Source organism: Microcoleus sp. T3_A4 (assembly GCF_036700465.1).
In the GTDB taxonomy this organism is placed as follows: Bacteria; Cyanobacteriota; Cyanobacteriia; order Cyanobacteriales; family Microcoleaceae; genus Microcoleus.
In genome coordinates, this window is record NZ_JAUBOY010000073.1 from 1 (window position 1) to 22,450 (window position 22,450).

The window sequence follows — 22,450 nt, forward strand, 5'->3', positions numbered from 1 at the left end:
TTTGCCCAACAATAGCTCAAAACCTCTGCCCTAGTATTTCTGAGTATTTATACTCATCGCAAAAGTGACACGCTCCCAAATGATTTAGCAGATGCAGGGATTTTTGTAGGAAAATTTTTGTTCAACTATGCCTTATCAAAAATTTCTTTGGCTGGAATCCTCGAACAGTCTAAAAAACATAATGCTCTTAAAAAAAAGTATGATGAGCTTCTGGCAAATGGCACAAATATTACTGATGAAGAAGTTACTCAGTTAGCAAAAGAACTTGATGGCATCAAGGATATTGCTGATTTTTTTGAAATCATTAAATCAGGTTTTGAGTTAGCTGAAAGTTTCACCCAATTAGAAAATCCCATTGATTTAGTGAAAGATGATGACTTCACAGCTAAAGCATTAATGTTTTTCAAAGAAGTTGCTGGATTTATTCCCGGATTTGGAGAAATCACTGATATAATCGATAGTTTGATAGAAGCAGCGCCTGCTGACTTAAAAGAGGCTTTAGAGCAATTTTGGTATGCAGAGAGTAAATTCAAACATATCAATAGTGACTGGACGAGTGATGCAAAAGACTGGTTTTCATCATCTACAAAAAATCCCTTTCAAAATAACTCTTTGATTTTACTAGGTCATTCTCAAGGAAATTTCTTTCTTGAAGATGGACTTATTGATATGGGAGCTCCTGGTAATCCTCTACCTCGGACAAGTGTTCTCGCAATGGGCTCGCCAACAAGTTATTTATATGCTGGGGGAATTTCTAAATACAAAGTAGCAACAATCTCCGATAACAACATTAAAAATCCCGGAGATCCAGTGACGTTAGTTCAATTTAATTCAGAACCATTTGTCTGGGATAAAATTGGAAAGATTTTCAGTATGCTACCCAGCATAGGAGGAATTCTAGGACCACACGTAATTGAAAATTATTTCAGCCGTCCTGAAGTTCAAACTTTTTTTAAAGGCACAGCTTACGAATTACATCCTAAAGGATTTTATTTTGCTAAAGGAGCAATTACCACAATTCCTACACCAGATGATGACTGGATCAAAGGAAATGGTGATATTCAAGGGGGCGATCGCAACGATGTTTTACAAGGTGGAGATGACAGTAGCGACAATTTAACAGGTGACTCTGGATTCGACTTTTTGGACGGCGGAACAGGAACAGGAAGTGATACTGCTAATTACTCCGGCAGCCCAATGGGAATTAAAGTTTGGGCAGATAAAGTTGATGACAAATTTGATGTTTACAAAGTTGAAGATGGCTTTGTTGTCAAAGGCGAGAAAACCATCGATACTCTCGGAAATATCGAAATCATCAGCGGCTCAAATTTTGACGATCAAATGACTGGCGGTGACTACAGCGATATCTTCTATGGCCAAGGCGGAGACGACCTTTTTTGGGCACAAAAAGGAGACGACAAATTCTACGGTGGCACGGGTAATGACACAGCTTACGGAGGCGATGACAATGATGACCTTCGAGGTGATGAAGGCAGCGACGATTTAAGAGGAGAAAACGGCAACGACTCTCTCTACGGCGGTCAAGATAACGACTTCCTCTACGGTGGCGATGGTGAAGATGAACTTCGCGGCGAACAAGGTGCCGATGACCTCCGAGGAGAAAATGGCAACGACTCTCTCTACGGCGGAACTGAAAATGATTCCTTGTACGGTGGCCAAGGTGAAGACAAACTCTACGGCGAAGAAGGAGACGATGACTTAAAAGGAGAAGAAAACAACGATTCTCTTTACGGCGGAACTGGCAAAGATATCCTCAATGGCGGCACTGGAAATGACGATTTACGAGGCGAAGAAGGCGATGATTTGTTACAAGGAGAAGCCGGAAACGATTCTTTATATGGTGGCGAAGACCAAGACCAACTTTATGGTGGGTTAAATGCCGACTTACTCTACGGCGAAGCTGGCAACGACTTACTCTACGGTGAAGATGGCGACGACATCCTAGACGGCGGTAGCGACAACGATATCCTCATCGGAGGCAGCGGCGATGACAAACTCTACGGCCAATCCGGCAACGACATCATCCAAGGCAACGCTGGCGAAGACTACGCCGAAGGTGGTAGCGGCCGCGACTTTATCCAAGGCAATGAAGGCGAAGACATCCTCTACGGGCAAGATGGCAGCGACACCGTAGAAGGCAACGCCGACGATGACTTCATCGATGGTGGCAACGGCCAAGACTTGCTTTCCGGCAATACCGGTGATGACAGAATTTACGGACAAGCCGGCAACGATGTCATCCAAGGCAACGAAAACAATGACTGGCTGGAAGGCGGCGACGGCCAAGACATCATTGATGGCGGGGCCGACGACGATGATATTTACGGACAAGCAGGCGAAGACAACCTTTTCGGCAGTCAAGGCCAAGACTACATTGATGGTGGCGACGGCAAAGATACCCTGTTTGGCGGCTTCGATGACGACGTACTTTTAGGCCAAGCCGGCGATGACACTCTCAACGGCAACGCTGGCAACGACGAATTATTTGGCGGTACTGGCAATGACTCGTTAATCGGAGAAATCGGCGATGATTTAATTGACGGCGGAGAAGGAGTTGATCTCGTTAATTACATCAATTCTCCCAGTGGCGTTATCGTTAATATTGACGAAAATAGCGACTACGACAACAACACCAACCAACGCTTTACAGAATTCGTCACCGCAGTTAATCCCAGCGAATACTACACCGAACTCGAACGGGATTTTGAAATTGCCGCTGGTACTGGTAAAGACGGTTTTGGCACTACCGATGCTTTGAGAAACTTAGAAGACATCATCGGTACTCGCTTTGAAGACATCTTAATTGGTAACGAAAAAGATAACCGAATTTGGGCATTAGAAGGCAACGATTTATTAATTGGCAATGCCGGCAATGATTCATTTTACGGCGGAGAAGGCATCGACATTCTCAGCTACCGCCGCGACCCGAACGGCGTTACTGTCAATTTACAAACAGGCGATGCTACCGACGGCTGGGGAAATCAAGACAAAATTACTGGCATTGAAAACGTCGCGGGTTCTCGGCATGACGATAATATTACCGGCGACGATACGGTTAATGTTATCACCGGCGATGCTGGGGACGATCGCATTGACGGACTCGGCGGCAACGACAAACTCTACGGCGAATTCGGCAACGACCTAATCTACGGCGGCGAAGGCGGCGACAGCATCTACGGCAATCAAGACAGGGACACCCTTTACGGCGAAGCCGGTCAAGACTACATCCGAGGTGGGGATGCCGACGACTTAATTTATGCCGGTAGCGATGACGACACCGTTGCCGGAGACGCTGGTTACGGCAACGACACGATTTTTGGCGAAACAGGCAAAGACTTACTCTACGGCGGCGCTGGCGACGACTTTGTGTACGGCGGCGAAGACAAAGACATCATCTACGGCGAAGGCGAAAACGACAAACTCTACGGAGAAGGAGACACCGACCTCATCTACGGTGGCACCGGCGACGACCAACTCTCAGGCGGCGACGAAAAAGACTCCCTCATCGGCGAAGCCGGCAACGACACTCTCGCAGGCGATGCAGGCGACGACACCCTAGACGCCGGAACAGGCAACGACCTACTCTACGGCGGTATCGGCCAAGACACCCTGAATGCAGGCCTCGGCAACGACCAACTCTATGGCGGTGACGATGCCGACATCCTCCTCGGCAAAGAAGGCAACGACAACCTGTTTGGCGAAGCGGGCGACGACACCCTCGACGCAGCAGAAGGCAACGACAACCTCTACGGTGGCGACGGCAAAGACATTCTCGATGCTGGAATCGGCAACGACCAACTTTGGGGTGGTCAAGACGATGACACTTTATACGCCAAAGCAGGTGATGACAACTTGTTTGGCGAAGCGGGCGACGACATCCTCGATGCAGCCGAAGGCAACGACAGTCTCTACGGTGGAGACGGCAAAGACATTCTCGATGCTGGAATTGGCAACGATTACCTCTGGGGTGGTCAAGGCGATGACACTTTATCAGCCCAAGCTGGCAACGACTACCTCTACGGCGAAAACGGCGATGACATCCTTGATGCTGGCGAAGGCAACGATTCCCTTTATGGCGGCGACGGCAAAGACATTCTTGATGCTGGAATTGGCAACGACTATCTCTGGGGTGGTCAAGATGACGACACTTTATCAGCCCAAGCTGGCAACGACTACCTCTACGGCGAAAACGGCGATGACATCCTGGATGCTGGCGAAGGTAACGATTCCCTCTACGGTGGAGACGGCAAAGACATTCTCGATGCTGGAATTGACAACGACTATCTCTGGGGTGGTCAAGGCGATGACACTTTATCAGCCCAAGCTGGTGATGACTACCTGTTTGGGGAAAACGGCGATGACATCCTTGATGCTGGCGAAGGTAACGATTCCCTCTACGGCGGCGACGGCAAAGATACCCTGTTCGGCGAAGCTGGCAAGGATTTATTAGAAGGCGGTTTCGGCAATGACTCACTCTTAGCAGGCGACGGTAACGATACCCTTCTGGGTCAAGCTGACAGCGACACTCTGTACGGCTTCGGTGGCGATGACATCCTGGAAGGCAACTCAGGAACAGACCGACTTTTTGGGGAATTCGGCAACGATACTCTCAATGGCGGTACTGAAAACGATACCCTCGAAGGTGGCGACGGTAACGACATTCTCGACGGTGGTGATAATAACGACAGTCTGTTCGGACAAGTCGGTGATGATACGGTTATCGGCAACCGGGGCGATGACATTGTTGATGGCGGTTCCGGCAATGATTTGCTTGAGGGGAATCAAGGGCGCGATCGAATTTTCGGTCAATCCGGCCTCGATACCCTGTTCGGTGGCGACGATAGCGACACCCTTTGGGGAGGAGACGACAACGACAATTTGCTGGGAGAATCCGGCAGCGATAGCCTATTCGGCGGTTTAGGCAACGACCAACTCGACGGCGGCGAAAATAATGACAGCCTCTACGGGGAAGGTGGCGATGATACCCTAGCTGGCGGAACAGAGGACGATTTTGTAGATGGCGGTACCGAAAACGACACTCTCTCCGGCAATGATGGCAGTGACAAATTATACGGTCGCCAAGGCAACGACTTCTTAGAAGGCAATGCCGATAATGACCAACTGTGGGGTGGAGATAACGAGGATACGCTGTTAGGACAAACCGGAGATGACATTCTGCGGGGCGAATCCGGCAATGACAGCCTTGATGGTGGCGAAGGGGCCGATCGACTTTTCGGTCAAATCGGCAAAGATACCCTCTCCGGTAACAATGGCGACGACTACTTAGAAGGTGGCGGAGACGATGATAGCTTAAGTGGGGGCGCAGGGCGCGATCGCATTTACGGAAATGACGGCAACGACATCGCCGACGGCAACAGCGGCGACGACTATATCGACGGCGGGGCAAACAACGATACTTTAGCAGGGGGAGAAGGGCGCGATCGAATTTTCGGTCAATCTGGCAACGACAGCCTCGAAGGTAACGACGACAACGACTTCCTCGATGCCGGTACCGGAAATGACCGCGTATTCGGCAACGACGGCGACGACGAACTCTACGGCCGCGAAGACCAAGATTTCATCGACGGCGGCCGGGGCAGCGACCAAATCTACGGCGGAGATGCAGCCGACACCCTCCTCGGACAAACCGGAGAGGATAACATCGACGGTGGTTCCGGCGCAGACTCGATTCTCGGCGGCGACGGCAACGACAACATTTGGGCAAAAGCCGGCGATGACTTCATCAACGGCGGCGCCGGCAGCGACAACATTTGGGGCGACGAAGACAACGACCTGATTTTTGGAGAAGCAGGTGAAGACAAAATCGATGGCGGTTCCGGCTACGACAGCATAGACGGCGGCGCCGGCAATGACCAACTGTTCGGCGGTACGGGCAACGACCAATTATTAGGAGGTGCCGGCAACGACAAAATTGACGGCAGCATCGACGATGACAAACTCTTCGGAGGTGCCGGCAACGACTTGATGTTTGGCAGTCAAGGGCAAGACACGATGTTAGGCGAAGTAGGGGAAGACACCCTCTACGGCGGCGACGAAACCGACTTGATGGACGGCGGGGCCAGTAACGACATGGTTGTCGGCGACTCCGGCGATGACACCCTCACAGGCGATTCCGGCGACGACACCCTCACAGGTGGTGGTGGCAACGACTGGATGGGCGGAGGTAACGGCGACGACTTAATGTTCGGCGAATGCGAGGACGACACCATGCTGGGAGGTGCCGGTAAGGACACCCTTGACGGCGGTTGTGGCAACGATTTGCTAACTGGGGAAGCTGGCAGCGACTACCTGTTGGGCAACGAAGGCGATGACAGTCTCGACGGCGGCAGCAGTAATGACACCCTCGATGGCGGTAATGGCAACGACTTCTTAAATGGTGGCAGCGGCAACGACAGCCTCAACGGTAACGATGGCGATGACAGCGTTTACGGTGGCGAAGGTAACAACGTGCTCAAGGGCGGCAACGGTCAAGATTCGCTGATTGGAGGCAGTAGTTCCGACATATTTGTGCTAGCACCAAGTTCGGGACTCGATAACATTGTTTACTTCCAGGCCGATCGCGATTACTTCGGACTCTCACAAGACCTCACTTTTGACCAATTGCAAATCGTTCAAGGCGGCGAAAATTATACTAACGATGCCTTGATTAGCATCGCAAGCACCGGCGAACATTTAGCTTGGGTGAAAGATACTCAATTTAGTGCGATCGACAGTTCTCGGTTTATTTCCATCACTCCCGGAGGCCCGCTTCCTGAAGCTTTCAATACACCCTCGGATACCGATCTTTTAACCGGCGAACCTGTTGATAGCGACGATGTTCTAAGTGCGATCGACAGCGGTTCTAGCACTAGCCCATCAAGCAAGACTACTGAACCAATTAGTCAGCCAAACAGCACGACTACCGCAGCAATTAGTCAGTCAGACAGCACGATTACTGAACCAATTAGCCAATCAACTAGCACGACTACTGCACCAATTAGTCAGCCACTGGTGACAACAGCTACTAATCCAGCTATTTCAATACCAACTGCTGCCACATCTACCACCGATGACATCTTGCTAAACGGCGGTGCAATTCCAACGACGAACAGCTTTACCGGCATCGATGATGACATTCTCATCTACGACTCTAATAGCTTGTTAACATCTCTAACCAACGCTCAAACTCAGCCCATTATTCCTTTGACAGCGACGAGTGTTGGTAGTGCGATCTCTCCTACTGCTAATCCTTCTGGTAATGAATCTGACCTCTTACTCAATGCGAATCCGAGTCCCATTCAGCTACCAACAAGTAGCGATTTAAGTGGCACTTCTACCTTGTAGTAATTGCAGGTTTGCTTGAGGGCGATCGAATACATTAAAAACCCGGTTTCTTGAAGAAACCGGGTTTTTTGCAGTTTTTTGCGGTTTGTAATACCAAATCTGGGTTAGATCGTTGACCGTTGTATGGTCATGATTTAACCGCAGAGAACACAGAGGACACAGAGGGAGAGAAGAGAGATATGAATAATTATGCTACGGGATTTGATATTAGTTATTGTTGCGATCGAGCCTTACGATCGCGTGAGACTTGCTGTTTCCCGATCGTATCGAAATTGATCGAGGGTTCCTTCCTTGATTTTTTCGATCGCCTCCTCAATGGCTTCTAGTGGAACCATGAACCACTCCCTTGGCTGCACTGGTATACCGAAGCGATCCTGTAATTCCAAATCCAATCGAGCGCTGGCGAAGAACTTCTGAAGGAGTGCCTCAAGTCGCTTCCGGTTCATATTTGCCAATTTAAATTTTGCGACGATTTCCACATCTGCTAGCAGATAGGTGGGGTCTTTCTTGGCGTTGGCAATTCGGCTTTTTACGTCTCCTCCGGTGACGCCGATCTTGTGAATAATAAACCGATTCTTCGCAATGAAGGGGTGATCCGATTGGCTCCTGAGCACGTAAATGTACCCAGTTGGTAAGTCGTCTGCTGCTTCAATATGGGAAAATAGGGGGCCGAAATCTGGGGTGGTGATGCGGCGGCTGGCCTTGTCTTTATTTAAAGCACGCTGGAGCGATCGCAACAGCAAATCGCTCTCGGTGGCATTGTCATAAACCACTCTCAGCCGGCAGTCCGATCGACCATAGTCGCTGACAAACGGCTCACCCATATCGACCACCATCACCTTCTGCCCATCAAGGATGAACAAATCACCTTCCTTGACGGCCGCATAGTCCTGGTATTTGATGGTTTGCCGTTCCCCCGACTGCAATTGCCGTTGCACTTTGTCAAAGATGGGTTTGAATTCATCAAAGTCCTGACAGGGAGTCCGTTGGGCGATTTCCTCGGCTGCTTTGATTTCGCTGCGCGATCGCACATGAGTAAGCTGGGTAACGTCGTTCTCTGAGGCTGCATCGACTCCCAGGGAGGCCAGCAGTGCTTCATCTGTGAGATCGCGAACTGTGCTCAGGCTGGCATCAGTCTCAGCATCTAACAGTCCGCGTGAGTCTAGCGGTTCTAAGACGGCGCGACATTCCTCCGATTCTCGCAGGCGATCGAGCCGTACTGCATAAAGCCGCTCGAAGATATCGCGATCTTCCCCATGCTGGGGCAGTCTGCCATATTCTTCCACAAACCGCTCGATCTCCTCAAAGCCTGCGATGATCCGCTCTTCTCTGGCAGAACGCTGGCCGGAGGGTTCGGGGGTCATGTCCATGCCCAATTCACCGAGCAATTCCAAATCATCATCGGTGGTGTACTTAGGCATTAGTTTCCTCCTTCACTTTGCGTTGCAGGAAGGCAACTCCTTCTGCCATCCGTTTTTCCCAGGGATCGACTGCTGTGAGAGAGGGCAACCTGCCTTTTTCTTGCTTGAACCGCAGCGCCCGTTTGGCTAATTCCCGCGCTTCTTCCACGCTAAGGGTTACTCGCTTAGCCGCAATGACTTCTGCCACCTGCTTCAGCCGTTCTTCGCTCATGGACTTAGCCAGGATGGCATAGGCTTCGCCAAAGGGATTGATGCGATCGATCAGATCCATATCGAGGTCTGTTACCGATAGGGCGAACTTCCTCACCCCATCGAGGAGTGAGGTGTTTTTCGCTGATTCCCCACCACCAGGATTTGTGGCGTACTGCCCACCACTTTCGTTCATGGTTTTTTTAGCTTGTTGGACGAGGGTTAGGGCGGCGATCGCGTGTTGGCGGACGGCTTCTCGATCTTCCGCTTCTAGATTTGGGAACTTCTCTTTGACGATTTTGCCCATGCGAACTTGGGTTAGTTCTTCCGGCACCAATTCTTCATCAAACAGGCCGCGCTCGATCGCTGGCTTATCTTGGACAAATGCCGTCACCAGTTCGGTCAAGTCTTCGCGGCAGATGCGTTCGGCTTCCGGGCTCTTGGGTTCGGCTAATCCCTTAATTTCCATTTGAATCAGGCCTCTCTCTGGATTGATGCCCACGTTGCACTTGCCAGGATTGTAACCATCTTCCCCGTAGTCGAAACCGGGTGTTGGTTGATTGTCGGGGCGCTTGGGTTTGAACTCGAAGCGCGGCGCGAGCACTTGCTCCATCAGTAGGCTGGCTGCAATGGCTTTGAGCGTGTCGTTCACTGCCTCGGTGACGGCAGATTCGGCGGCATCCGGCTCGGCAATCAGGTTGGTGAACCGAGCGCGGGTTTTCCCTGGTGCATCGCGGGTGGCGCGACCGATAATCTGAATAATCTCCGTCAAACTGGAGCGGTAGCCGATCGTCAGGGCGTGCTCGCACCAGATCCAATCGAAACCCTCTTTCGCCATGCCGAGGGCGATGATGATGTCCACACGATCGCGATTGTTCTTATGGGTGGGGTCTTTTAGGGCGGTGGCGACTTTATCCCGTTTGGTGGGGTCGTCGTCTACTAGATCGGCAATCTTGAGGATCGTGCCGTCGGCGGTTTTGACGAGTTGAAATCCCGTGTTGGGATCGGTGCCTTGCCATTCGCCCAGTTCCTCGATGATGTGCTCCACCTCGCGGATCTTGTCCTTCGTACTTTCGCGGGAGTTGACGTTGGGAATGTGCAGGATGGTTTTCTCTTTGGGGTTTAGCACCTGCACGATTTCGTCGGTGTAGCTACCCGCGTAGAAGTAGTAGCCAATGTCGAGTTGCTTCAGGTATTGGTAGCCGTTGAGCTGTTCGTAGTAGGTGTAGGTGACGGTATCGAATCGGGATTCGTCTTCGGGGTGCAAGACGGCTTCGGCATCGCCGCGAAAGTAGGAGCCGGTCATGGCTATGATGTGGGTTTTGTCGCGGGCCATGAGTTGGCGGACACGATCGCCCAGCTTGTTGTCTGGGTTGGACGAAACATGGTGAAATTCGTCTATGGCGATTAGGCGATCGTCTAAAACTTCGATACCGAATTTGTCCACGGCAAAGCGGAATGTGGCGTGAGTGCAGACCAGAATCTTGGAACTGCTGGCTAGAAACTTCTGCACCGCGCCCACTTTGCCGCCGTCGTTTCCCGGTGCGTCGCAGAGATTCCACTTCGGTTCAACTTGCCAATCGGCCCAAAAGCCAAACTGACTCAGCGGCTCATCGTGGAAGCTGGAGCCGATCGCCTTTTCTGGCACGACGATGATAGCTTGTTTGAGGTTCTGGTTCTCTAGTTTGTCGAGGGCGATGAACATCAATGCGCGACTTTTGCCGGAGGCGGGGGGCGATTTGATCAGGAGGTATTGTTCGCCGCGCTTTTGGTAGGCGCGTTCTTGCATCGGGCGCATACCGAGGGCGTTGGGGCGGGTGGAGGTGCCATCCTGGGCGTAGGTGACGGAAACTGAGGGAATCGCGATCGGTTTGCTCATGGGTGGGAGTTTTTTTCTTTGAGACTTGCTAAAATCGGTTTGCATTTAAGCACTTTTTTGTTGATATGTATGCGTTTTAGACTTCGATACTCGCCAGCATCGATTTGCGTTAAAGCACTTTTACGCCCAAAAAGGGAGGTAACGACTCTGCTCTAGCTAAGCTAACCATTAGAATCAATATCGCCCATGACAGCAAGCGCTAACTTAAACTTAAGTTCTTCACTGAAATCTTCCTCGAAAATAAGAGACTCAATCAGTTCTAATAAAAACTCTTTATAAATTTTTCCTTCTGCTATCCAGACGGCGATATTTTCCATTTCTAGGACAAACTTTCTTACCACAAAATCGTAACCATTGAGCTTTAGAAAATAAGCTCCCAATGCAATACTAGAGCGTTTATTTCCGTCATAAAAAGCATGAAACTTGTTGACAGCAAAAACTAGGTGAGTTAACTTGTGGTGAATCTCAGGATAATAGAGATCGTTTTGAATATGTTCTAATGCGCTCTCTAGTAGACTCGGATTATTAGAACCCGGAAAGCCGCCTGAGTTTTCGATAATCCAATCATGCAGCTCGATCGCATAGTGAATGTCAAAGTAAAAAAAAGCTGCTGCCATAACTTACCGATCCTTCAATCGCTTAAATACAGCCAAAAGAGCCGGATCGGAAAGTTGCTCTTCTAAAGAACGGCTGGTTTCTCCTAAAAATTTCTCAAAGTCACTCTCTGGAACACTTTGGATATAGGCTTCTAATTTTTGATGCAGAGCATCCCGAAAGCCTAGATCGCGACTGGCCATTTTGATGCGGGCATCTTCAATAATGGGTTTTAGATAGGGGTTTTCCTCTGCCGATTCAAATAGCGAATCAACCTCTTTCTGTTTCAGCTTTCGTCCCACCTTTTCTGACTCGGCTTTCAATTCTGCTGCCAAACCATTCTCTAGACTGGCAATGGCGATGAGAACTTCGGCATACATGGTATCACGGGGACAATCGTTTTTACCCAAACTTAATATCTGCTTATATTCTTCGGCTTTCTCTCGGAAAACAATCTGATACACTTTGTTGGTGTAAATGCCATACTTAAATTTACCCATGTCGAGGTAATTATCAAGGGCATCGGTAAAGGTTTTACGATAGCTAAATTCTTGATAGACTGCTGGTAAGTAATTGTTATCTCTCTGGTTAATATATTTGGTATGTCCGCCTGCCCGTTCTGCCATTACGTCAATGACGATATCTAAGATGCGCGATCGAATTGCACGGGCCCGATCGCTCTCTACCAGCACCATCGCTAGATTGAGGGTTGCCCGAAAGGTGAACACACCTAATGTCGGGGTTTTGTTACCGTAATCAGTTACGGAGACATCCAGCAAAGCCTTGAAATCTCGAAGTTTCTGGCCTCGTAGCACCCTATAGCCATTAGTCTTCAGCTCATCGTTGTGACTGGATAGATACTTTTCAATTGTACTTTCGCTGATACCGAAAATTTCAATCAGTTGTTGTTTGGTAAATAGCAGTTCTTCTTCATAGTAAGTGCCTCCTAATCCTAAGTATTCTTCTATTTTTTCTAGGGCATAGCGATTGTTGAGAATATTTTGGCGATCGAGTGGCGATGAAGTTAAATCTTTTGCCATCATCATTTTTCTCCTTTGGTTTTACGTTTGGCAGACTTGTTGAGGGGCGCTGGCTGACTGGTCATTTTTGTGTACAATTCAAACAGTTTTTCGAGGCGTTCGGTGTCGTTTTTGAAGCGGCGACCAATGTAGATTCGTTCCAGGATTTCGTCGTTACGATCGTGCGCTTCCCTAACCAGAGGGAATTCGGTATCCATACGATCGCGATCGTACATATCGGCGATCGTGGCTGGGAAATACTGCTCTCGCGCTAGCAGGATATCTTCGGCGCAGCGGGTGAGGTCAGTTTTGTTTTGGTCGGTGAGGGTGGGGACGGGGAAGGTATTCCAGCCGAGGGTGTTGGAGTAGCGAAAGTCTGTTTTTAGCTTGCCGCAGACGGTGGCGATCCAGACTAGGTGAAGGCGTGAGGCGATCAGTGCCATGTTCCAGAGTGGGGGATCAAATAATGCGAAAGCACTATCACCAACAATTGCGCCCTGTGAAAGCAATGTAAACGGGAGATATTCACGGTTTTCCGAGCTATGGCGAGGCACCACAACAGCTAGCTCATTACCTCTCTGGCGAACCTGTTGGAACTCGTAAGGGGTATTTTTCCCTCGCTGCGTTAGCTCTTTTTTACTTTGAGAGCGAAACTCCGCAACTCGATTCACCCGGTCTCTAATAGCAGGAATTGAAAGTGCTAAATCCTTCTGATCCTCCGTTACCCAAATACAATGCCTTTGGTCTCCTTTAATAAACTCAGATGAACCAAGAAATGGCCTGACAAAATGCTTACTTCTCCGATCGATATTTATAAAGTCCTGCGCCTCATCGTGACTCAGTATTAGGAAACCACCATCGACAGGTTTGTTCCCGTTAAGCATTTCTGAAACCAACGTCATCGGTCGTGTTAAGGCTTCGACAATGACGTTTTGCTGAGCAACGAGGTAGGCGTTGATATTTAAAACAACTCTCTTGCTAGGTATACTTCCGCCACTATCTTCAAAGATAAGCCGATGACTGCTTAAATTATTTGAAAGACCAATAATTACAACTGTTACACCTGCATTGTGGGCTGCCAAGTTTGCCCATTTAAATGATGTATGAGCAAAAATGATTTCTGCTCCCTTGGAGAAGATTAAAGGCCATAGCCGAGCTACTTGTTCCCCCTGACAAATGGAGTTTGTACTCACAAACGCACAAGAAGCTAATGTATGCTGAACGTACAGAGCAAACTTGTAAAACCAACCAGATACATAATCCAATGATTTCCAAGTATTAGTTGCCCCATCAAATACCAAAGACATATCTGCTTTTTGCTCGGCGTTCTGTTCTGTACCTCCTTTGTATGGGGGATTCCCACAAATATAAGTCTCCCCGCCCTCATTCTCAAAATCAATCTCCGCCACTTCCCGCATCTCGCCAAACAAATCCAAATCCTCCCGCTGTACCTTCACCCCCGCCCCCGTCGGCGGACAAAGACTCAACCAATCCAACCGTAACGCATTCCCACAGGTAATCCAGTTATCATTTTTGAGCGGCAAAAACTCCGCCAGCGCCAGCTTTGGCCCTCGATACATCACATCACATTGATACTCGGCAATAATCAACGCCAACCGCGCAATCTCACAGGAAAAGTGACGCAATTCAATTCCCCGAAAATTCGTCAGCGGAATCTCAGACTTGCGATCGGGCTCACCCCGAAGACGATTAATCTCCGCCTCAATTTCCCTCATCTTCTTATACGCAATCACCAGAAAATTCCCCGATCCACAAGCCGGATCAAACACCCGAATCCGCGCCATCCGCTGCCGCAAATTCAGCAACTTACGGGCATTCTCCCCCGCTGCCTCCAATTGCTCCCGCAAATCATCCAAAAACAGCGGATTCAACACCTTGAGGATATTCGGCACACTGGTGTAGTGCATCCCCAACGCACCGCGCTCCTCATCATCCGCCACCGCCTGAATCATCGAGCCGAAAATATCGGGATTAATCTTTGTCCAGTCCAGATTGCCAACATGAAGTAAGTACGATCGGGCAATCTTGCTAAAACGCGGCACCGCCACCCCACCCGAAAACAGCCCTCCATTCACATAGGGGAATCTATCTGCCCAATTGCGAATCTTCGCCGCCTCCCGATCCTTAAGCGGCGTACACATCGCCCGAAACATCTCCGACAGCACCTCGTGCGTATTCGACGAATCACTGGCACTCATTTGTTCGATCGTGGCAGTGAAGAGGGCATTGCTGTGAAAGATATTCGTATCCTCCGCAAAGAAACAGAAGATTAGTCGCGCCATGAAGTGATTTAACGCTTCCCGGCGATCGGCCTTGTCCCACTCCGGGTTCTCCTTCAGCAGCTCCACATACAGGCGGTTGAGGCGCCCCGTAGCCTTGATATCAAAGGCATTCTCCCGGATCTGCTTGACTGTCGTAATGCCCGCCAAGGGCAGGAAAAAACCGAAATGGTTGTGAAAGTCCGGGTAATCGCAAGCGACTATCTCCCCATCAGCGAGGTTTTCCGCCTCAAAACTTTTGCCATCGGTGGCCAGGATAAACTTAACCTTATACCGAGCCGTCGCCGCACTATCCCGCAACGCCGTGAGGGTGTTTGTCACCTCGCCTTCCGGGCAAACCTTCACATGGATATTGTTACGCTGGAGCAAGCCACCGAGATCCGATTGGTTTGAGCCACCGCTTTTGCTTTTGAGCCGCTTGAGAGTCGTCGGCTTGTTACCAAAGGCTTCGAGGAAGGCAAAGGGGAACTCTTCCGAGTCAAAGGGCGCTTCAGCCAGCCTGGAAACTGCTTCTTCGATTTCGACTGCATTCATACTTCGACCATAGGTAGCTCAGGGGCGGTAGCTCAGAGGTTCCATTATCGCCTCATAACGCAATTTTGGATTTTACCTGATTTGTCGATCGATCTTCTGAGTTCAAGCGACACTACCGATGATTAACTCTGCGATCGTAGAAATGCCCAGAAAATCTCTGGGAACCCAATGTCTATTAATATCATGTGCGATCGATTAATTATAGTATCCCGGTCGGGCGGGTTTTTGAGATTGTCAATTATTGGCAGATATTCTTGGTGAGGGGAACTCCTACAAAAATCGCGGTCGATCGACCGGACATGATATAATTCCGATGCTACCGGAAACGATATTACCAGCAGCTACAGCATAAGCTTAATTAAAAGAACGCAGACGAAATTTCATCTGCGTTCATCTGTGTTTATCTGCTAATATCTGCGGTTAAAAACGCCCAATTAAACTACTTCGCAGCAGGTAAAGACAACTGAGGCGAAGTTTTAGCATAGCTTCCTTTCACGGGAATCGCATCCGGTTCCTGCGAAAGCAAAAACTCACGAATTACCCTAGCAACTGCTCTTTGAGCTAAACCGCCGACTACTTTCTGCCCCATGTTCTGCACTTCCGGTTTCACCAACAACTGCGGAAGTAGCTGCAATACTTTCATGCCGTCAAAACCGGGAGTTGATTGCAAAATATCCCAAATCCGCTTGATATGTTCTAAGTTTTTTTGTTCGGTTTGTGAAACCACAGGTTGATTTGCCTTGACTCCAAACCATTCGCCGACGACTGCTTTGGCGTTAGCAAAAGCGTTGGTGGAAAGTGTGTCGAGACTCTTGACTAATTCGAGGACAATACGATCGCGAATAAAATCTCCTCTTTCGGAAAATAAATATTCTAAAGCTTGGTTCAAGATTTTGCTGACATCGTAATCATCGCTCTCGCGGGCATTGTTGAGCAAGTTTTCTAAGCGGTTCCAGCGGAATTCGCCTTGTTTGAACAGCAAATCTTGCAGGGATGCTCTCAATTCCGGTGCAGGGTCGCTCAACAGCCGTTTTGCAACGTAAGGATAGGCTTTGCTGAGCACTTTGAATTCTGGATCAACGTTGATGGCAATCCCTTCTAACGTAACGAGCGATCGAATAATCAAAGCATAGTAAGCTGGAACTCGGAAAGGATATTCGTACATCACCGCCGAAAGCTCGTCAGTAATGCTTTTGAAATTGAGTTCGGCAACGCTAGCACCCAAAGCATTGTTAAAAACGCCCGCCAAAGCTGGAATAATTGGCGTCAAATCCGTATCGGGCGTTAAAAATTCCAACTTGACATAATCTTTTGCTAAACCTTCAAAGTCGCGGTTCACCAAATGCACCACAGCTTCCAACAAGCCGTATCGCTGATAAGGTTTAACTTCGCTCATCATCCCGAAATCGAGATAAGCTAATTGACCGTCAGGAGTTGCCAAAAGATTGCCGGGATGCGGGTCGGCGTGAAAGAAACCGTGTTCTAGAAGTTGTCTGAGAGAGCACTGCACCCCCACTTCAATTAAGTAAGGAGCGTCGATTCCTTGAGCTTTAACGGCTTCTAAATTCGTAAGTTTGATGCCGGTGATCCACTCCATTGTTAAGACGCGACGGCGGGTATATTCCCAGTAGATGCTGGGAACATAAATGTCTTTGATGTGCCCGTATAGTTGGGCAAACCGTTCGGCATTTTGACCTTCGTGGGTGTAGTCCATTTCTTCGTAAATGCGCTCGCCCAACTCGTCCATAATGCTTGCAAGGTCACTGCGAATTACTTTGAAGTTGTTTTGTGCCCAAACTGCAACGCGCCGCAGGATGTAGATATCTAAGCCGATGTTTTCGGCTAAACCAGGTCGCTGGACTTTGATGGCGACTGTTTCTCCGGTTTTTAGTTTGCCTTTGTAGACTTGTCCGAGGGAAGCTGCGGCGATCGGATCTGGGCTGATTTCTGCGTAGATGTCTTTGGGGTGGGCGCCCAATTCTTCTTGGATGAATTGATATGCTACTTCGTTCGGAAATGCTGGCAGTTGGTCTTGCAGCGTTGTTAGTTCTTCTAAATATACTGGCGGTACTAAGTCGGGCCGTGTTGAGAGTGCTTGTCCGATTTTGATGAAAGCTGGGCCGAGTTGGGCCAGAATCTCTCGCAGTCGGACGGCGCGACGCTTTTCGTTCTTGAGGGTGCGACCTGTTTTGCCGTCGAACCACAAACTGAAGGCAAAGCTAAAAAATGTCCAAACAACGCTCGACAGCCTTCCCCAGACTTGTAGAGGTCGATTTCGGTACAGGGCTGCGATCGCCACTGGATCGTACCGAACAGCATCTCCGGCCAACTCGAAAGCTATGTCTCTGGCTGATTTGAGCCGATCGTCCGTTACGACCTCGGTCTCTAGTGATACTGGTACTGCTTGCAGGGGAATTGTATTTGCATCTTGGAGATTGCCGAGTACAGCCTGAGTCCCTGAATTTGCATAAGTTTGCGGGGAGGCTGGCGATACTGTCTTGACATTCATAAATCAGACCTAGTGTGAAGCATTGTAAATATATTGTAACAATTTAAGGAAGAACACCCTTCTTCCTTCTTATATACTTACTCGCCGCTGGATCGGTTGAGTCGATCGCGAATGCCTGATAGTTGCGATTGGCTGCTGACGGGCGATCGAGGTTGGGGCATTTCGGTATCGGGCCAGTTCGGTAAGTCGTTACAGGGACAGAACTCCGGGGGCATTCCGGTTTTTTTGAACACTACGGGCATAGCGCAGCGCGCGCAGCCACTGATTTCCCAAGCTGGTGTCAGCAGTTGGGCAATTGTTTCGTTTGTGCCTTCGAGGTAACAGTCTCCGCTGTCGCGGGAGATGATTTTTTGCCAGCAGTCTTCAAATTCCTGGCTGTAGCGATCGCCCGCATTTACCGATTGGGGCAGCAGCGCTTCGGAACCGTTGTAAATTAATACTTTTTTGCCTAACTGAAACCAGTAAGCAATATATTTTCTTACTTCACTATCTGATGCCATAACTTTTATTCCACCCTTCAACTAATTGATTAGTTTAGACTTTTAATTTGAATTTAGCACTCTTTCTTAACAGACATTTTATCTTTTACCTAATTTCAAAATTTGGCTATTCCTCCTGTCAAATTGTTGGGCTATTCCCCCTAGGGAGTATGTTTTTTGACTAATTTATGTGACTCTTGAGTTTTCAATCTTAGTGAAAATTATACCTGATTTTCAGTTAAAATTGTCCATCGGGAAACCGATATGTTTTCTCTATTGTCGATCGCGACTCCGGCTGTTAATTTTTCGCTACGGGCGGCAGCGGGGTACCCAGAGCCCTTAGATCCAAAGCGTAACCTCCGGTGGCGAGATAAACATTATCGGCGATCGCCCCGATGTGGCGGACGAGAGTGCCGAGGCGATCGCGAAACAGCCGCCCCGCCGGATAAGCAGGCACAACGCCCCATCCGGTTTCTTCCCCTACCAAAATTACATCAGCCGCCGCCGACTTCAAACAGGCTAGCAAATCTTGCTGCGTAGTAGCCCAAACAGCAGTTTCTTGTTCCAAAAGATTTGCTGTCCAAGTTCCCAGAGAATCAATTAACAAGCAATCTGAGGGCTTGCCGGCTTGCACAACGGCTGATAATTCGATCGGCACTTCTAGAGTTGTCCAATCAACAGGACGGCGATTTCGGTGCTGCTCGAGGCGACGAAGCCACTCCAAATCCGCTTCATCAACGCGACTGGTAGCCACATAGATTATTTGTTTTCCCGAACCCGCCGCCAGATTTTCGGCCCATTCACTTTTGCCACTCCGGGCGGGCCCAGTTACTAAGATTAATTGTCTAGATGTGGTGGGTTCTGAGTTAGTCATTAGTTATTAGTCAGCAGTCATTAGTCAGATACAAAGGATTAAACACAATTACCAATTACCAATTACCAATTACCAATTATCATTTAAACTGCCAACTACCAAATGCTTTTTAAGCGATAATAGCATTGCTGAGACAATATCAGAGTAAGTCGATCGAGAACCCCCGTATTTCCCAAGCTGTTATTTATGCCAGATCATCCTCAGATATCAGCGATTATTTGCACCCACAATCGCGCCGCCTATTTAGGTGGGGCGATCGACAGCTTGCTGGTACAGGATTTTCCCGACAACTTTGAAGTAGTAGTAGTGGATAACGCTTCTAGCGATTATGCCAGCCCCGAAAGTTCGATTTCGCGCACCCGCGAGGTAGTAGAAGCAAGACTGGGCGATGGCCGCCTCAAGTACGTCTGGGAACCCGAAATCGGTCTGTCAGTGGCGCGGAATACCGGCGCTAAGCAAGCTCGCAGCGAAATATTAGCTTATCTCGACGACGACGCTATTGCTGAGCCGAATTGGCTCAGGGTGCTGCACGCAGCTTATCAAAGCAATCAAAAACTCGCCGTAGCTGGTGGCAAAGTCAATTTGCTCTGGCCTTCTGGAGTCAGCCCGCCCGAATGGCTGTCACCCGGATTGGCCCAGAACTTGGGAGCATATGATTTAGGCGATACTTGCCTGTACGTGACTGCTCCCGGTTTGACTCCCAGGGGAGTAAACTACTCAATCCGGCGCGCTTTTCTCGAACAAATTGGCGGCTTCGATGTCAAACTCGGTAGAGTCGGCACCAAACTGTTGTCAAATGAAGAGTTGCGGGCCACAGAATTAGCTTTAGAGTTAGGTTGGCAAGTAGTTTATCTACCGGAGGCCCTGGTGCTTCACCATGTCGCAGCAGAAAGGCTCAACAAAGCTTGGTTCCTAGAGCGCGGGTGGTGGCAAGGCATCAGCGAGTGTTATCGCGAACAATTGTCCGATCGAGCCGGTATTGCTCAGCTTGGGCGGGGGGGTGAAAGAATCTTGAGGGGTGTCTGGAAGTCTTTTAAATATATTAGAGATCCAGGGCTGCGCTTTGAAAATTTCGTTTTTGCCTGGGGTCAAATCGGTTATTTGAGCGCAGCCATCCGCGGCCTAATTTTTGCACCGAAATCGACCAGTAGGCATTAGGCTATAGGCAATATCCCTCGCTGCTCAAGTCGTCGGCGCGGCTGTGCCGATCGCACTTCATTCACCAAAACTCGACCGCATTTAGGTTCAAGCACTCGATTATGACATCTAGTTCATCCAAGATTCCGGTTTCAGTTCTCATTCCGGCAAAAGACGAAGAACTTAATCTACCTGCGTGTCTGGCCAGCATTGCCAGGGCGGATGAAGTTTTCATGGTTGATTCCCAAAGTAGCGATCGTACGGTGGAAATTGCCATCAGCACCGGCGCAAAAGTTGTGCAGTTTTACTTTGACAACCGCTGGCCGAAAAAGAAAAATTGGTCATTGGACAATCTGCCCTTTCGCAACGAATGGGTATTAATTGTCGATTGCGACGAGCGCATCCCGCCAGAACTTTGGGACGAAATCGCGCGGGCGATCGAAGACCCCAACTTTGACGGCTACTACCTCAACCGCAAAGTCTTCTTTTTAGGTCAATGGCTGCGTTACGGCGGCCGATATCCCGACTGGAATTTGCGTTTGTTCAAGCATCAAAAAGGCCGTTACGAAAATCTAGGCACTGAATCCGTCCCCAATACTGGCGACAACGAAGTTCACGAACACGTCATTTTAGCTGGTCAAGTCGGCTACTTAAAAAATGACATGATCCACGAGGATTACCGCGATTTATTTCACTGGATAGAACGGCACAACCGATATTCTAATTGGGAAGCTCGTGTTTATTACAATATAATTGAAGGGCGCGACGACAGCGGTACTATTGGCGCTCACTTATTTGGAGATGCAGTGCAGCGAAAACGCTTTCTCAAAAAAGTTTGGGTGCGGCTGCCTTTTAAACCAATGCTCAGATTTATTTTATTTTACTTCATTCAGCTCGGCTTTTTGGATGGAAAAGCTGGCTATATTTATGCAAGGTTATTGAGTCAGTATGAGTATCAAATTAATGCCAAACTTTACGAATTGCGCTGTTGTGGCGGTCAGTTGAATGTGGCAGAATCTCAACCGCCTCTGTCGCCACCAGTAGTTATCAGTCAAGAGACTGAAGTGAAATTGCCGTAATAGTAGGTAGCGGATTTTAACCGCCGATGGCGGCGGATTGATGCAGATGAACGCCGATAAATGTTGATTTGGGTTAAGTGCAATCGCCCTTATTTTATCGAATGGGCGATCGCACTTTTCCTTCCTTTCCTTAAACCAGCAGGAAATTAGCCGATGTAATCGAATTGGCACTCACTCCAATCATCACACCTAACTCCTCTCCGGTCAAGACATTTTTGATCAGAGTTCCCTGAGTATTTTGAGTTATGGCTAACTGACCAAAACTCAAACCGCCGCTTAATCCAATCAAATCTTGACCCACGGTAAAATCAGCGATTATATCAAATCCTTGACCAGCTTTTAAGGCAAAGATATCATTGCCACTACCGCCAATCAAACTATCATTCCCCAAGTCTCCGTAAAGGAGATCATCACCTTTCCCCCCCAGGAGAGTATCATTATCTTCCCCTCCATAAAGAGTATCATTTCCTTCACATCCTCCCAGGATATCGGCTGCTTCGTTACCGCTAATTAAGTCATTACCTTCACCGCCGCAGATAGTATCCGAACCTAACTGTCCAAACAGGTAGTCATCACCTTGACTACCAAGCACGATGTCATTTCCTTTGCCTCCAAATAAGGTGTCATTATCCTTGCCACCATCGATGAAGTCATCATCTTTATTGCCATAAATGATGTCAATACCTTCGCGGCCATGTAACAAGTCATTGCCTTTGCCTCCGAAGATTAAATCGTTGCCCAATTCGCCAAGAACGATGTCGTTTCCTTCATCTCCATAGAGGATGTCGTCACCTTTTCCTCCGGTGATGAAGTCGTTGCCTTGATTGCCATTAAAGATGTCGTTGCTGGCACCACCATATAAGTTGTCATTCCCTGATTTGGCATCGAATATATTGCCGTTGTTAGTGCCGAGAAATTCCTCGTTTTGGGCAGTGCCTATTTGAATGGACGATACACCAAGTATGGTGTTTTCAACTGAGTTAGGTTGGTTTAAGTTGGGATAGGCAATGTCATCGCAGATGCAGTCGTCATTGGGGATGTTGTTGGTTGTTGGTGTTGGCGTTACCGATG

The 22,450-nt window shown here is 48.9% G+C and carries 12 protein-coding genes; 3 read left to right on the forward strand and 9 right to left on the reverse strand.

Going from position 1 to position 22,450, the window contains the following annotated elements; translation table 11 throughout:
• The first annotated feature begins 117 nt into the window (after nucleotides 1-117).
• Nucleotides 118-7,365 (forward strand): hypothetical protein, encoded by a 7,248-nt coding sequence (locus QUA07_RS27605; protein WP_333331778.1) that lies wholly within the window; start codon nucleotides 118-120, stop codon nucleotides 7,363-7,365.
• 230 nt (nucleotides 7,366-7,595) lie between these two features.
• Here the strand turns inward: QUA07_RS27605 and QUA07_RS27610 are convergent, their stop codons facing one another.
• From QUA07_RS27610 to cobU, 8 genes are all read right to left on the reverse strand, one after another.
• Nucleotides 7,596-8,786: a GIY-YIG nuclease family protein gene (locus QUA07_RS27610; RefSeq protein WP_333331780.1), complete on the reverse strand. Its 1,191-nt coding sequence runs from the start codon at nucleotides 8,784-8,786 to the stop codon at nucleotides 7,596-7,598.
• Nucleotides 8,779-10,899, reverse strand: coding sequence for a DEAD/DEAH box helicase (locus QUA07_RS27615; RefSeq protein WP_333331783.1), 2,121 nt, complete (start codon nucleotides 10,897-10,899; stop codon nucleotides 8,779-8,781). The genes QUA07_RS27610 and QUA07_RS27615 overlap by 8 nt, the downstream gene beginning before the upstream one ends.
• 116 nt (nucleotides 10,900-11,015) lie before the next feature.
• Nucleotides 11,016-11,471, reverse strand: coding sequence for a type II toxin-antitoxin system death-on-curing family toxin (locus QUA07_RS27620; protein ID WP_333331785.1), 456 nt, complete (start codon nucleotides 11,469-11,471; stop codon nucleotides 11,016-11,018).
• 3 nt (nucleotides 11,472-11,474) lie between these two features.
• On the reverse strand, nucleotides 11,475-12,494 hold the full coding sequence (locus QUA07_RS27625; RefSeq protein ID WP_333331787.1) for a DNA-binding protein: 1,020 nt from the start codon (nucleotides 12,492-12,494) through the stop codon (nucleotides 11,475-11,477).
• Nucleotides 12,491-15,301, reverse strand: a complete 2,811-nt coding sequence (locus tag QUA07_RS27630) for a DNA methyltransferase (RefSeq protein WP_333331790.1) — start codon at nucleotides 15,299-15,301, stop codon at nucleotides 12,491-12,493. The genes QUA07_RS27625 and QUA07_RS27630 overlap by 4 nt, the downstream gene beginning before the upstream one ends.
• A gap of 439 nt (nucleotides 15,302-15,740) precedes the next feature.
• Nucleotides 15,741-17,810: an AarF/ABC1/UbiB kinase family protein gene (locus tag QUA07_RS27635; RefSeq protein ID WP_333331792.1), complete on the reverse strand. Its 2,070-nt coding sequence runs from the start codon at nucleotides 17,808-17,810 to the stop codon at nucleotides 15,741-15,743.
• Between the two features lie 77 nt (nucleotides 17,811-17,887).
• Nucleotides 17,888-18,310 (reverse strand): hypothetical protein, encoded by a 423-nt coding sequence (locus QUA07_RS27640; protein WP_333331794.1) that lies wholly within the window; start codon nucleotides 18,308-18,310, stop codon nucleotides 17,888-17,890.
• A gap of 277 nt (nucleotides 18,311-18,587) precedes the next feature.
• Nucleotides 18,588-19,163 carry a bifunctional adenosylcobinamide kinase/adenosylcobinamide-phosphate guanylyltransferase gene (gene cobU / locus QUA07_RS27645; protein WP_333331797.1) on the reverse strand — a complete coding sequence of 192 codons (576 nt, stop codon included), beginning with the start codon at nucleotides 19,161-19,163 and terminating at the stop codon, nucleotides 18,588-18,590.
• A 186-nt stretch (nucleotides 19,164-19,349) separates the two neighbouring features.
• Here cobU and QUA07_RS27650 point away from each other — a divergent pair, with 186 nt between their 5' ends.
• On the forward strand, nucleotides 19,350-20,321 hold the full coding sequence (locus tag QUA07_RS27650) for a glycosyltransferase (RefSeq protein WP_333331799.1): 972 nt from the start codon (nucleotides 19,350-19,352) through the stop codon (nucleotides 20,319-20,321).
• A 101-nt stretch (nucleotides 20,322-20,422) separates the two neighbouring features.
• The gene (locus QUA07_RS27655; protein ID WP_333331801.1) at nucleotides 20,423-21,379 is read left to right on the forward strand and encodes a glycosyltransferase family 2 protein; all 957 of its coding nucleotides are present in this window, start codon (nucleotides 20,423-20,425) and stop codon (nucleotides 21,377-21,379) included.
• A gap of 130 nt (nucleotides 21,380-21,509) precedes the next feature.
• On the opposite strand, the gene QUA07_RS27660 is transcribed toward QUA07_RS27655, so the two are convergent.
• The coding region (locus QUA07_RS27660) for a calcium-binding protein (RefSeq protein ID WP_333331803.1) at nucleotides 21,510-22,450 on the reverse strand (941 nt) is incomplete at its 5' end.

Coding starts and splice junctions, on each gene's coding strand:
- QUA07_RS27610 (WP_333331780.1), bottom strand. CDS start 8,786: ATGCCTAAGTACACCACCGATGATGATTTGGAATTGCTCGGTGAATTG.
- QUA07_RS27615 (WP_333331783.1), bottom strand. CDS start 10,899: ATGCAAACCGATTTTAGCAAGTCTCAAAGAAAAAAACTCCCACCCATG.
- QUA07_RS27620 (WP_333331785.1), bottom strand. CDS start 11,471: ATGGCAGCAGCTTTTTTTTACTTTGACATTCACTATGCGATCGAGCTG.
- QUA07_RS27625 (WP_333331787.1), bottom strand. CDS start 12,494: ATGATGATGGCAAAAGATTTAACTTCATCGCCACTCGATCGCCAAAAT.
- QUA07_RS27630 (WP_333331790.1), bottom strand. CDS start 15,301: ATGAATGCAGTCGAAATCGAAGAAGCAGTTTCCAGGCTGGCTGAAGCG.
- QUA07_RS27635 (WP_333331792.1), bottom strand. CDS start 17,810: ATGAATGTCAAGACAGTATCGCCAGCCTCCCCGCAAACTTATGCAAAT.
- QUA07_RS27640 (WP_333331794.1), bottom strand. CDS start 18,310: ATGGCATCAGATAGTGAAGTAAGAAAATATATTGCTTACTGGTTTCAG.
- cobU (WP_333331797.1), bottom strand. CDS start 19,163: ATGACTAACTCAGAACCCACCACATCTAGACAATTAATCTTAGTAACT.
- QUA07_RS27650 (WP_333331799.1), top strand. CDS start 19,350: ATGCCAGATCATCCTCAGATATCAGCGATTATTTGCACCCACAATCGC.
- QUA07_RS27655 (WP_333331801.1), top strand. CDS start 20,423: ATGACATCTAGTTCATCCAAGATTCCGGTTTCAGTTCTCATTCCGGCA.